At 34.6% G+C, this 13,228-nt stretch carries 11 protein-coding genes and 4 pseudogenes; 9 read left to right on the top strand and 6 right to left on the bottom strand.

Features of this window, described 5'->3' with window-relative positions; all coding sequences use genetic code 11:
• Positions 1 to 168: 168 nt before the first annotated feature.
• Together CVD23_RS07875 and CVD23_RS07870 are read left to right on the top strand one after the other, a co-directional pair.
• Positions 169 to 616: pseudogene (locus tag CVD23_RS07875) on the top strand (tyrosine-type recombinase/integrase); the annotation flags it as partial.
• A gap of 15 nt (positions 617 to 631) precedes the next feature.
• On the top strand, positions 632 to 844 hold the full coding sequence (locus tag CVD23_RS07870; RefSeq protein ID WP_101665668.1) for a hypothetical protein: 213 nt from the start codon (positions 632 to 634) through the stop codon (positions 842 to 844).
• Positions 845 to 1,432: 588 nt separating this feature from the next.
• Here CVD23_RS07870 and CVD23_RS07860 read toward each other — a convergent pair.
• Positions 1,433 to 1,975 (bottom strand): recombinase family protein, encoded by a 543-nt coding sequence (locus CVD23_RS07860; protein ID WP_101665666.1) that lies wholly within the window; start codon positions 1,973 to 1,975, stop codon positions 1,433 to 1,435.
• Between the two features lie 177 nt (positions 1,976 to 2,152).
• On the opposite strand from CVD23_RS07860, the gene CVD23_RS07855 reads away from it, so the two are divergent.
• Together CVD23_RS07855 and CVD23_RS07850 are read left to right on the top strand one after the other, a co-directional pair.
• The gene (locus CVD23_RS07855) at positions 2,153 to 3,616 is read left to right on the top strand and encodes a SulP family inorganic anion transporter (RefSeq protein ID WP_101665665.1); all 1,464 of its coding nucleotides are present in this window, start codon (positions 2,153 to 2,155) and stop codon (positions 3,614 to 3,616) included.
• Between the two features lie 21 nt (positions 3,617 to 3,637).
• Positions 3,638 to 4,057 carry a universal stress protein gene (locus tag CVD23_RS07850; RefSeq protein WP_101665664.1) on the top strand — a complete coding sequence of 140 codons (420 nt, stop codon included), beginning with the start codon at positions 3,638 to 3,640 and terminating at the stop codon, positions 4,055 to 4,057.
• Positions 4,058 to 4,576: 519 nt separating this feature from the next.
• On the opposite strand, the gene CVD23_RS22390 is transcribed toward CVD23_RS07850, so the two are convergent.
• Positions 4,577 to 4,867, bottom strand: coding sequence for a TlpA disulfide reductase family protein (locus CVD23_RS22390; RefSeq protein ID WP_308314929.1), 291 nt, complete (start codon positions 4,865 to 4,867; stop codon positions 4,577 to 4,579).
• Positions 4,868 to 5,461: 594 nt separating this feature from the next.
• Between CVD23_RS22390 and CVD23_RS07840 the strand changes: the two are divergent.
• A pseudogene (locus tag CVD23_RS07840) lies at positions 5,462 to 6,530 on the top strand (IS630 family transposase).
• On the top strand, positions 6,508 to 7,149 hold the full coding sequence (locus CVD23_RS07835) for a toll/interleukin-1 receptor domain-containing protein (protein WP_257988130.1): 642 nt from the start codon (positions 6,508 to 6,510) through the stop codon (positions 7,147 to 7,149). Before CVD23_RS07840 ends, CVD23_RS07835 begins: the two are co-directional and overlap by 23 nt.
• Before the next feature lie 418 nt (positions 7,150 to 7,567).
• On the opposite strand, the gene CVD23_RS07830 is transcribed toward CVD23_RS07835, so the two are convergent.
• A complete protein-coding gene (locus tag CVD23_RS07830) occupies positions 7,568 to 8,338 on the bottom strand; it encodes a hypothetical protein (RefSeq protein WP_101665663.1) in 771 nt (256 codons plus the stop codon).
• Positions 8,339 to 8,517: 179 nt separating this feature from the next.
• Between CVD23_RS07830 and CVD23_RS07825 the strand changes: the two genes are divergently transcribed.
• The gene (locus CVD23_RS07825) at positions 8,518 to 8,688 is read left to right on the top strand and encodes a DinB family protein (protein ID WP_257988128.1); all 171 of its coding nucleotides are present in this window, start codon (positions 8,518 to 8,520) and stop codon (positions 8,686 to 8,688) included.
• Positions 8,689 to 9,098: 410 nt separating this feature from the next.
• Here CVD23_RS07825 and CVD23_RS07820 read toward each other — a convergent pair whose 3' ends face one another.
• The 3 genes and pseudogenes from CVD23_RS07820 to CVD23_RS22385 form a co-directional block, all read right to left on the bottom strand.
• A complete protein-coding gene (locus CVD23_RS07820; protein ID WP_101665662.1) occupies positions 9,099 to 9,563 on the bottom strand; it encodes a hypothetical protein in 465 nt (154 codons plus the stop codon).
• Between the two features lie 293 nt (positions 9,564 to 9,856).
• Complete coding sequence (locus CVD23_RS07815; RefSeq protein ID WP_101578905.1) at positions 9,857 to 10,039, bottom strand: hypothetical protein; 183 nt, start codon at positions 10,037 to 10,039, stop codon at positions 9,857 to 9,859.
• A gap of 561 nt (positions 10,040 to 10,600) precedes the next feature.
• Positions 10,601 to 10,816, bottom strand: a pseudogene (locus tag CVD23_RS22385) (serine hydrolase domain-containing protein); the annotation flags it as partial.
• On the opposite strand from CVD23_RS22385, the pseudogene CVD23_RS07805 reads away from it, so the two are divergent.
• Positions 10,816 to 11,226 (top strand): annotated as a pseudogene (locus tag CVD23_RS07805) (TetR-like C-terminal domain-containing protein); the annotation flags it as partial. The pseudogenes CVD23_RS22385 and CVD23_RS07805 overlap by 1 nt on opposite strands.
• A gap of 1,238 nt (positions 11,227 to 12,464) precedes the next feature.
• A complete protein-coding gene (locus tag CVD23_RS07795; protein ID WP_101578894.1) occupies positions 12,465 to 13,151 on the top strand; it encodes a glycosyltransferase family 2 protein in 687 nt (228 codons plus the stop codon).
• The last annotated feature ends 77 nt before the right edge of the window (positions 13,152 to 13,228 follow it).

Below are 13,228 nucleotides of genomic sequence, written 5' to 3'. Positions count from 1 at the left end.
CAAAATAAATTTATTTGATTTGAGCTTGACAAATTCGCTTTTATTTAATGCAACGCTAGTGAATTTAACTATACTATGATTATTAGAGGATAATTAGTTCAATATATGAGCTAATATCCTCTTTTTTAATACATATTAGAATTATAAACTATACTAAAAATTTTAGTTCGTATTCAGTTGAAAGATAGAGGAGAATTGCCTAACGGTGCTAAGTTGAAAACAGGAGAACGAGAAATACATATTTCACAGGAGTTAATCGACTTGTTTGATGATTACCCCTACGAGGTCATTGATGAGATGGAGATTGATACAAACTTTCTGTTTGTGAAATTACATGTCAAAACAAAGGGCTGCCAATGACAGATTGGGATGTTCGTGCACTCTTCAAACGTTTACGGGAGAAAACAGGGATACATGTGCATCCGCATTTATTTCGCCATACACACGCATCAATGTTCTATCGACAGACAAAGGATATAAAACAAGACAAGAACGGTTGGGGCATTCCCAAATACAAACAACCATGAATATGTACCTTCATCCTTCCGATGAAGAAATTCGTGAGAATTGGGAAAAAGCACAACATGCATTCCATTTTGGAAAAAGTGAACAATGAGAAGGAGTCAGTTAAATGAAGGTGATTGATCACAGTAACATAACACAAATAGGCTATCTTGAACGATTGCAGAGGCAGTTGGCAACCTATACAGAAAAATTTATAAACGAAAATGGTTCAATTACAGAACAGGAAATTCATAATCCTTATTTTTTGGTAAATGACACTTGGAGTATCAAATTTATTAGTACTATTCCTAACTTCCAAGATCAATATCAAAAAATATAATTATTTAACCAAAAATTTGAGTTTTAATGTCTATAGTCCTTCTGTCAATCTTGAATTGAAATTTGTATGGTATAACAAATTATTTCGTGATGAACGAAATTTGAAAAGCTTCTTTGTTGGACAGGCACCTTGTTTAGTTGATGGCTTTCTTAAATGAAAAGTATTTAAATCTTTATTCCTTACTAGAAATAGATATTGATAAAATGGAACATGAATGGTTCATTTGGTTGAAACAAAAAGGCTTTAAGACGCGAACAACAAGGAAAGATATACTTTATGGAAATTTGACATATAAATCCCACTCAGCAACATTTCTAAGACTTATGCACAATACTTTATTACAATTAACAGATACACGTGAAGAATGGGAAAAAGATTGTTGGGATGTCAGAATTCTAAATGAACAATATGGCGTTAAATATACAAGTCAAAGCACAATTTGTTGAGCATGTGGCCAATTTTAGTTTTGTTTAGAGATCACACGAATTCTTAGAATAAGGTATATGTATAAAAAAAAACCTACCATGTAAGGTAAGTTTCTTATCATGATCGGTTTTTTTGTTTTTTTTTAAGAGAGCTTCCTTTTATCTAATTTTCCAAATATCGATATAAGGTAGATTTACTAATTCCCGTCTCTTCTTTTATTTGTGTCAGGCTATAGTTTTTACTTTGATACATTTCAATTGCGCGTTGTACATTTTTATCGGGTTTTCTCGGTCTACCTGCAATTACACCATTTTCTTTTGCTTCCGATAACCCTTTTTTTGTTTTTTCGCTTATCACATCACTTTGAAATTCAACAAGGTGTTTCACAATATCATTGAAAGCATATCCAGATTTGTTACTAGTATCAATACCTTCGGTAAGACAAAGAATATAGGCACCTTTGGAATCAATTTCTTCTAATAACTCAACTAGATGTCGCGTTGAATCAGCCAATGTAAAAAGTTTTGTTACAACTACTTTGTCATTATTCTTCAGATGACTAACTATATTTTTAAGTTGTGTACGTTGTTTTGGAGAGGAATGTTCCTCTGCAATGATTACTTCACAATTCATTTTTGTTAAGTTGCTTAATTGAATTTCACAGTTAAGGTCTTGCGGATTGGGTCTCATATAACCAATTAACATTATATATTCTCCTAACTGTTCGTGCTTTTCCTTATCATACCATAAAGATTACATCTAAAAAAAGGACCAAAAAAGTTCATTTTTGGGATGAATAATGGTAAACTCTTTTATTGGCTATCGAACCCGACTTTTATGAGAGTTAAAAGTCAAAAGATAATAAACTGAGGTGTAAACATAATGGTAGAAAAGATAATGAAAGAATGGTTTTTCAATGTGAGGGCAGATGTCCTTGCTGGTATTGTAGTTGCATTAGCGTTAATTCCAGAGGCTATTGCCTTTTCCATTATAGCAGGTGTGGATCCTATGGTTGGATTATATGCTTCTTTTTGTATTGCAGTCATTATTGCATTTGTTGGTGGAAGGCCGGGAATGATTTCAGCTGCCACCGGTGCTATGGCATTACTAATGGTACCTTTGGTTAGGGAATATGGGCTGAATTATTTATTAGCAGCCACCATTTTGACGGGTGTAATCCAAGTGAGTTTTGGTGTGTTTAAAGTAGCAAGGGTGATGAAATTTATCCCGCGTGCCGTGATGATCGGCTTTGTGAACGCCTTGGCAATATTGATTTTTATGGCTCAGGTTCCTCATTTTATTGGTATTTCTACTCTGACATATTTTTTTGTAGCTATAACATTAGTGATTGTCTATGTTTTGCCGAGGTTTATTAAGACAATACCAGCCCCGTTAATCGCTATTGTTGCATTAACTGCTGTGGCAATTTTTTCTAATGTTGAGTTGCGAACAGTTGGAGACTTGGGAGCAATCACACAATCTTTACCTTCATTTTTCATCCCAGATGTTCCATTTACTTTCGAAACATTACAAATTATTTTTCCTTATTCGTTAGCTTTAGCAATTGTCGGTTTGCTTGAGACCTTACTAACTGCATCCATTGTTGATGATATGACCGGAACAGAAAGTAACAAAAACAAAGAGTCAAGAGGACAGGGAATTGCGAATATCGTTTCTGGTTTCTTTGGTGGTATGGCAGGTTGTGCGATGATTGGCCAGTCGGTGATTAATGTGAAATCGGGAGGACGAGGAAGGCTGTCCACTCTTGTTGCCGGTCTCTTTTTAATGTTTTTAATTATTGTTTTAGGTGATTTAGTTGTACAAATTCCGATGCCTGTACTTGTAGGAATTATGATTATGGTATCCATCGGTACCTTCGATTGGGCCTCATTTTCTTATTTAAGAAAAGCCCCTAAAAGTGATGCTGTAGTTATGCTCGCAACGGTGGCTATTGTAGTTGCCACTCACGATCTATCCAAAGGAGTTATCGCAGGTGTCATTTTAAGTGCTATATTCTTCGTAGCTAAGATTTCAACGACAAAGGCGACTAAAAGGCAGGGGAAAGAAAGTACTGTTTTTCATGTGGAAGGCCAGATATTCTTTGCGTCTGTTGAAGGGTTTTTAGAAGCATTTGATTTCTCTGTACAAAATGAAAATATCATCATTGATTTTTCTGATGCTCGTATTTGGGATGACTCAGCAGTGGGAGCAATAGATAAAATGGTGATTAAATATCGTGAGAATAAAAACGAGGTGACCATAAAAAATCTGGATTCAGCCAGCCAAAAACTTGTCGATAAGTTAGCCATATACAACGATTCAAATGCAAAGCTGTCCGGACATTAATTTTAAATAGGAGTGAGGAATATGTACAAAAAGATATTGTTAGCTGTGGATGGATCTGTGCATTCAATTAGAGCGACAAGAGAATCTGTGAAAATTGCTTCTTTATGTAACGAATGCTTTATTGAAGTGGTTTTCGTAGCGGACTTTTCGAAAACAAAGAGTGATATTCTGCATTCTCAGGGAAGAGAAGAACTTGATCTCTCAAGGCGAAAGAAGCTCTTACCTATTGAAGAACAGCTTAAATCCAATTCATTGTCTTACCAAGTAAAGATATTGCACGGTGAACCGGGGCCAACAATTGTTGATTATGCAAACAAAGGAAAATGTGATTTGGTTGTGATAGGTAGCCGTGGTCTAAATTCATTACAAGAAATGGTATTGGGAAGTGTAAGTCATAAAGTAGTTAAAAGAGTAAATTGTCCAGTTCTTATCGTAAAGTAAAAGTTTAATTTATTTGAGTTCAGAACGGTTATATGATGATAATAGTATTTTAAGAAGTCTCCTGCTTTAATTGGCAGGAAACTTTTTCTTTATATTTAAAAAGATAAATTTCTATTATGTTCTGTGGAATAAGACAATAAGAGGTGGATAATGGTAAACAATATATTTCAAAAAGTATCCTATTCTGTTATCAGCGCTTATTTCCATTTGGGGACCAAAATGTTGAGGAAGTTTTCAATGCAACTGGAGATTTATGCTAAAGTATAGTGCTATGAAAATTGTGAAGGATTTCACTTAAACTAACGAGTGCTTTAGTTGAAGATACAGCTGCCAAACCAGGCGACTTTTTCTTATTGTACTACCGGGTGAGGTTAGTTAAGCGAGGGAAAATCCCCCGGGGGTCTCTTGGTATTAAGTACTTCCAAATTTAGTAAAGTTCATACTAATTTGAAATAAGTATGGGTCTAAGCATTGGAAAATGGGACCGTATAAGAAGGTGTCTCAAAATAGGACACCTTCTTACTTTAATTTATTGACTATAGTATTCATCGTTCCTTCGTCCATCGCTCCAATAACCTTTTCACTAATTAAACCATTTGAATCAATGAAATAGAAGGTAGGAATGGTGACGGCTTGATAATCAGACCCAACTTCTCCATTTTCATCAAGGAGGATAGGAAAAGTAAGATTGTAATCTTTAACAAAGTCTTCTATGGCCTTTTGCCCACTATCCCTATCTGTCAAGTTGACAGCAAGTATAGTCACTCCATCCTTTTTGTTTTCTTCGTAAAAATTCTGCATGTGTGGCATCTCCGCTTTACAAGGGAGACACCAGCTGGTCCAGAAGTTCAAAATGATCTTTGTCCCTTATAATCTGACAGTTTTACTGTTTCACCGGCTAATGTCTGCAACTTGAAATCAGGAGGAGGAAACCCTTTCTCGAGAGATGAGATGTTTTTCCCTCATCATTAGAAGCTAGACTATCTGATCCTTTATTTGTAATTGTTAGAATCGGTTTTGAAATGTTAATGATGATAATGATAACAGCAAGCAGGATTACAGCGGGTGTGATAAAAGATCTCATCATTTGTTGAACACCTCCCTATAGTAGAGAATTAATGAAAATACACCGAGTAACGAATAAGTCAGACCCTTTAATGAAAAGAGTTCGCTGAATAAGCTAATAATCAATAGTTCCAAAAGTAAAAAGAAAATAATTACTTGAACCGAAAATCCACCGCGCTTTTTTTTATTATGGAGGTAAATCATCGAGCCGATTAAAATACAGACCTGCAAGAATAGTTCAAGATATATAGAATGAACTTAAGTTTTTTTTCCTGATTTGGGAAGGATTTTTGTACATCACACGTCGAATAGAGATTTATCATGAATGGGCGGTGATGTATAATGACATCCACTATTGACGAATTGCAGGAAGTTGAGAAGAGACTGAAATCAGAAAAAGATCGTCGCATGTATGAACGTTACCAGGCAATTCGCCTGCATCTTTTGGGAAATACCAATAACAAAATTGCAACCATTCTTAACCGCACAGATAGAACCGTTGGAACCTATATCCGAGCCTATAAAAAAACGGATTGGAAGGTCTTTCTATGAAGTTTTCAAGTGGAAAGCCGCCACGGTTAACGGTTGAGCAGCAGGAACAATTGAGACAGACCATTGTTGCCCGACTCCCTCATGAGTGCGGTTTTCCTGCCAAGTTAACTGGACGCTAAATATCATCAGGTCGTACATTCTCCGTGAGTTCGGATATGAATACTCCATCCGGGGTGTGTCGAAATTGATGGCGCGAATGGGTATGAGTTACACAAAGCCCACCTACACCCTAGCTGCAGCTGACGAAGAAAAGCAAAAAGAATTTGTCGAAACCACCTTCCCTGAGGTAAAAAAAATACGATAATGGCGAAATTGATCACATTTTGTTCGAAGATGAAAGCATGATCCGTGATTACCAGGCGCTACAGTACACATGGTTTGAGAAAGGAAAGCAAAGATTCATTAAAACTACCGGCAAACATCGTGGCGTAAAACTATTGGCAACCGTTGATTACGTCACTGGTGAAATCGTATGGCAGGAGGAAGATCAATACACGGCAGAAGAATTCCTTGCCTTCCTTAACAAAGTAACAGAAGCCTATCCGACCGGGAACATTGTCATGATCCTGGACAATGCGAGGATTCACCATGGCAAAAATGCTTGAACCCTTCCTCAAGGAAATGGAAGGAAGACTGAAACTTGTATTTTTGCCACCCTACAGCCCTCAACTGAATATTGTGGAGGGGCTTTGGAAATGGCTGAAATCCGACGTCATCAACAATGTTTTCTACTATACGTACGGCAGCTGAAATTCGGAAAAACGTCCATACCTTTATGGAAAATATAAATCCTATGAAAGTCATTGACCGCCTTTGTGTAAGGATGGAGTCAAATGCAATTCAGGAAAATCTTTAATTCAACTTATATAGAAGAAATGACGATAAAAAAGGTCTTTATTTCATATGCACATAAAGAAAGTGATCTAGTGAATATTCTAGAAGAAGAATTAAAAAAATATGAAAATATAAAAATAACTCGTGATATAAAAGTTACAGCATACAGAGATAGTTTGGACGAATTTATGAAGACTATTAGGGATCATGATTTTGTTATTTCAGTAGTGAGTAATGCATATATCAAGTCACTTAATTGCATGTATGAAGTTATGCACTTAATGAAAGATAAAAATTACCAAGAAAAGTTAATTTTTATTATTGTTAGTAGGGATGATGTAGCTTATTATAATGAAAAAAATAGATGTGATGGCTTTGAAGTGAAACTTTATGATGCTATAGATAGATTAGGATATGTTACTTATTGGAGAAATAAAAAAGAAGAATTAGAGCGAAGTATTAATGAAGCAGGGCTTTCTCCAGACTTAATGGTCAATCTAGCTGTAGATATGCGAAAGTTAAATTCTGTAATACCTTCAATGGATGATTTCATCAAGTTGTTGAGTGATAAAGTAGGAAGATCATTTAAAGAAATGTATGAAGATGATTTTAAAGAAATAGTAGATACAATTAATCGGTAATTATACTTTAGGCACTCGTGTATGTATGTAGGTGACTTTAAGAATATTCTACTCTCAAGAAAAATTAAATGATCAATTTTTTTTATAAAATCTCACCCGACAGTAAAACTAAACCCAAACATTTTGATTAATCTTTGTTCAAAATGCGTGGGTTTCTTCTATTAGAAAATCAATGTTTGTAGCATGCTTTTGATTAAACTTTATTTCAAAGTAACATGTGCAATGTTAATTATTTTTTTTTGATTTTCTTACAAATAAAAAAATCAAGACTAATAATAATATCGGAACTCCATAAACCATTAATTGAAATAAGAAATCTCCTGTGTTCATAATTTTTCTCCCCTTTTTTATATGTTCATATTTATTATAAAGGAAAAAACTCAACAACAAAGAAGTTGTTGAGTTTTTTTATAAAATATTAATAATACGTGTTTCCACGAGCTGAAGCTGAGTCGCCACCTAAAATTAATGAGACACTTCTTGTCTGTGTTCCATATGCTCCACCTAAATAAAGATAAGTTGAAAATCTAGCTTCTGCTTTTTTAAAAGCTGTTTCTGTTCCTCTAATTATTCTCATTGAAGGATCTCCATTAGTTCCTCCTACCATCCAAATGCTTTCGTTATTTGCCCATGTAATCTTATCGTAACCGCCATACACATAAGTATAATTTGCTCTAAAACTAATTTCCCAAACGCCTGGATTACTGTAATAAACTTTTTTATTAGAACAGTTCAGATATCCAGTACCACCTGAGCAACTTCCACCAGAAATTCCTGTGCCCATTGTAGTAAAGCCACCGTCAGCGATTTTTTCTAACTCTTCAACACCTACTACACTAATAGAACCATCTGCAAAAGTATGAACAGCTTCATAACCAGTAGCATTTTCTATTTTTGTTACACTAACCGCATCACTGTCATCTAAAATCATTGAATCAAGAGGCACTTGTTTCTCTAATTTTTTCACTAATTTATTAATAGTTTTTTCATCCACATTATATTTTTGCAATTCAGTTTCTACATTTTTTAATTCTTCTTGATTTAAAACCAATCCTGTTTTTTGTACTTGTTTTTGTTCAATTTTTTCAGCTGCATACGCAATTGTACTTTGCCCTGCATTTGGGGTCCCTACTCCTAAGACCATTGCTGAGACTAATCCTGAAATGATAAGTGGTTTAACTAGATTCATAAATTACTATTCCTCCCAAATTGTATTATTTCTAACAATTTCCATAATAACACAACATTTGGGTTAATTTATATTTTTTGTTAAAAAATATAGAAAATTTGTAATAATTTAATATTTGTAACTTAATAATTTGAACAATTCACAAACAAATTTGATGAGTTTATCGAAAAAGAGCTTTCTTGAAAGCAGGCAGTGGGTTTGTAAGAAAAACGCCACACCAATTACTAATCCATTCAATTACTCATGAGTCGCATCATAAAGGGCAAATTGTAGCTATGTTACGTCTACTTGGCCATATACCTAAAAATACAGACATATTGGGGTTGCCTGAAAAGGAATTAGCTAAATAATAAATAAAGAAGTCTTCCGCAATAGGGCGCTTTAATTGAGGAAGGATCACAGAAATGATTAAACTTTTTTTCAAAGAATGATCTAATTAATTATATTAAAAGCGTGTTTTGATCAATCTTTTTTTCAAACACGCTCTTTCTTTTTGTTCGTTTATCAAGGTTATTAGTATCAATTTGATCAAACATTATTCAAAAGCAACACGTTTGTTCACTGAAATTAAAGTTGTTATATAGGAATTAAAGTTATTATTATAGGAATTAAAGTTCTTATATAGCATTTTTAATAGAGAAAGCCGCCATTAATTATGGCGGCTTTTTTGCTTTCAATTGAAATTTGATTTCTTGCCCAGTGATTTGCTTGAACGACCTTTATCTAAAGCACCATTTTTAGCTCAATAAGAATATTTAATTTAGTAAGCTGTCTCTCCATTTTCAGTTTCAGTATCAAATCCCATACCCCTTAGCAGCTGCTGGGTATAAGCTAAACTTTGCTCTGTTTGCTGCTGCCAGCTGATAACAGAATCCATAAAACCTTTATATTCACTTGGAGCATTTTCCCTCATAACCCTTAACCATTTCGTTACTTCCTTGTCTTGCTTTAACCCATTATTAACACAAGCAACCAGAGCTTTAATAATGGATTCATGGTATTCACCACCCTGCAATCGTTTGGCGCAGCCTAATGCTGTAACCCGGTGATAGGAGGCTGGAACAAGATGATTATGCATTTCTGCATTTCCTTTTAGATTTTTAGTGACAGGAATATGAAATAATTGCGTCGTCATTGAACAAACCATTTGTTCGCCTTTCAGACTGTAGTTTAAATACTCCAATATTGAAGACCAGTCTTGCCGGTAGGGATAATAATAGTTCAATACATTCACCCACTTTTAAAAATTCTATAACATTTTATGTATCATTTATATTTTTGCCCCTAAAGATTGTGAATTGAACTAATTCAAAATTAAGAAGCTCTTACTTTTTATCAAAAAAGCACAGAGAAAATTTTCTCTATGCTCTTCTAAAGCATTAACGGATTATAATCATTTTTTTGAAATTAAATTCCTTATTCAACTATGGGCAGTTTAGTTCAATAAGAAAAGCTGCCTGGAGATGACAGCTGGATCTTCAACTCAAGCAACCCGTTAACGAAACAAGACAATAAGTGTTATTCACAAGAAACAGACCAATTGAATGCTAAAAAACCTTGCTCGATTTTTGGTGTCTTATTGTTATCAATACAAGCATTTTTGGCGTATTCAAGCGATTTATAGTTTAAAATAATAGCTACTACAAGAAACGATAAAATGGTAAAGAACGCTACAAAAAATCTTTTTCTCTTTATCCTCATTTCAAAAACCCTCCTTTTATACCTACTTTCCTTCTTCAACAATGATCGACTTGGTCTATAATAAAGGTTTAAGTTTATATAAAGTATCATCTAAAGCCAAACTTCTTCTCTTAGACCGCACAGTATATCAAAAAACATGAACTTTTTTTTGATAAGATAAATAATACCTTACATTCATTTAGTCACGACTGAGTTGTCTTGAAAAGTTCACCATCGTGAAAGGTTAGTTCACGACTAAGTTGTTAAAAAGAATTATTTGAAAATTTGTTTATTGGTGTTCTAAGTATTTTTAGTTCATGACTAAGTTGTCCGAAGACATGTGTTGTGGACTTAAAATAAAGTTTGATAAATTATAAAAGTTCGATAATTTATAAAAAAATTTGGTAAGAATGACCTCTTGAGATATTATGTCTTCAAGAGGTCATTTTTTTATTTTTCAGATATTTTAGGAGGTGAATCACTTTGACAAAGCGTAGTAGCACTAGCTCTGTTGATACGAATCTTAAGGATGGTAGAGGTATGGGAATCGGTTTGTATTCGCCAGACTTGGTGGTAATAAGTTTAGTCTATTATAGCCGGGATAATACGTTCCTTAATCAGTTTCCACCTATCACGAGGATTCATGATGAATTCTGATGCAATTGCTACGACTAGGTCTTTTTCTGGAATGCAACAAATGACATTACCGCCATCGCCTAGTGCTAAGTATGCAAAAACTCCGTCCTCTTCACGCAACCACCATAGATAACCGTATTTATTGGGGTTCATCGCTGTTGACCATCTATCTGCATTATTTGGATAAATTTGATCTACTGGATAAACTCATTGAAGAACATATTTACAAACTGCGGGAAATTTGCGAATCGGCATCTGATGAGGATTTTAGAAGTGCGAATGTGCCTTGGTTCGAATACCTTGAAAATAATTATTTATTCTTTTCGACGATACTAGCGAGTAAAGGAGCCCCTTCTTTTCGCAACCAGTTTGTTGAATTTCTCATCGAAGAATTCAAGGATGAAGTAGACGTAACAGAAGGAAAGAATCACGGATTAAATGAAGATGTTATTCTTCAATTTATTGTGACGTCTTACGTAGGGATAGTAGAATGGTGGATCACGAATGGAATGCCTTATCCGCCTCATGTGATGGCAGAACAAGTGGGGATTTTGTTAGAGAGGAATCTATAGTCATCACCTATGAAAAACCTCCTTCAATTTAGTGAGCAAGAAGGAGGATAACTCTTTCGGAAGATACTTTAACTAGGAATATTTGTTTTTTAAGAATTAAAATGCAGATTGTGAAGGATTGTACTTAAACGGGTGCGTTAGTTTAAGTACATAATACCTCTCATAAATGATGAGAAAAGGGGATATCTAATGTTAATCCCATATTCTCTTTTTCCGATAAATTAAAAGAATAAAAACGATTTTATTTAAATGTAAGAATTGTCGGAAAGAAGACTATGTTTCTGATTTTGTCGTATCCGATTTTCAGTTAGACAAAAAGAAACACGAAGAAAGTTAAGGTTGAATGTCCTTCTGTGGAGGCACCATGCTTAAGACGAAAAATAATCCCAAGTGAATGATCTGCAGTTGAGACGTCGTTGAAGTCGCGTTGTTTTGCTGGAAGGCGGGGCAGAAAAGGAAAAAGATTGCTAAAGAACGGATAAACGAAATTGAAAATAAATAAACTGTGTATATGGATAAACGCCAAGCTGGTTTGAATTTTTGATTTACTAAATATGGAATTGAAATCATGAAGCCTTTAATTATCCGGAGGCAGGAAAAAGTCTGGCCTTTATCAAATCACTGAGACCAAAGCAATTTCTGAAAATATTCAAAACGGTCGATGGAAAGTATGATCCATGATACAGAGAGTTGCAGACAATTAGATGGTATAGGTCTTCTTCCATCTACTCATATCATTGCCTGTCAAGGTCAGACGGACATAATCAGAAATGGTTATGATCGTAGCGGGACGGATGGAATTCTTGTCGCAGATAAACAAAAATGCTCAAAAAATCAAGCAGATGATAAAAAAAAGATCAACCGATGTGCGAAGAAAAGTATGGGGAAGCCTACAGAGTTTTAGATCGTTCCATGACGGATGAAGGAATAGAAACTGGAACAAAAATGATTAACATGTTACAGGTAAAAATATAAGTTACCATCAGCATTATTGCAGACAAGAGATCTGGACCCATGGTTCAGGTACAGGAAAGTTTATTTTAAACGATCAGCTTTTTTCCATCAAAGCTGGTGATATCCTTCAAGTTCCTCTTGGCGCCAAACACGGAGTTAAAGTCCTTACTGCTCTCAGATAAATCAAGGTACAACTGGGGGCCAGAATTAAAGAGGGGGATATCCTTCGGCTGACCTTTTCATGGGAAGATGCGATTAGAGGGTGTAAATAAGGAGGAATTGCAATGGTCTCAATCATTTGTTGTACGATAAGACAGCACTTTATGGAAAATGTGTTTCAAAACTACGAAAATCAAGTTTGGAAGGGAAAAGAGCTGATTATTATTCTAAACCGGGATGATATAGATATAGGTAAGTGGAAAATAAGAGCAAAGTTTTCACAAGACGTATCCGTTTATCAATTACAGGAAAAGTGGACTTTGGGTGAATGCCTGAATTTTGGCATCGAAAAAGCGAGGTATGATTTTATTTCAAAATTTGATGATGATGATTACTATGCACCCAATTATCTTGCCAAATCGATGGAAGCTATTAACAAAACGAATGCAGATCTAGTAGGCAAAAGAACAATCTACATGTACTTTGAAGCTGAGCAAATACTTGCGATTCACAAGCCAGGTAAAGAAAATAAATTCGTAAAACAAGGATTAAAGGGAGCTACACTGATATTTAAAAAAGAGATTAGTAAAAAAGTATTGTTTCCGAAATTAAATCTAGGTGAAGATACCTTTTTTATAAGAGAGTGTATTAAAAACAAATTTAAAGTTTATTCCACAGATAAAAATAATTATGTTTGCTTGAGAACATCGAAAGCGGGTCATCATACCTGGGACACTAATAATGGAATCCTTTTGAAAAAATCTTCTATCGTATGCAAGACGGACGACTATAAACCATTTGTCCAAGATTAGGAGTTTGCTTAACAATTATTGTAAACAGAAAGGAGAGCGTGGCAGAAAGGATATGCTTACACTTACATGGGATACAG

The organism is Bacillus sp. V33-4, assembly GCF_002860225.1.
In the GTDB taxonomy this organism is placed as follows: Bacteria; Bacillota; Bacilli; order Bacillales; family Cytobacillaceae; genus Bacillus_BJ; species Bacillus_BJ canaveralius.
This window is presented reverse-complemented; position numbering and strand designations above follow the sequence as displayed.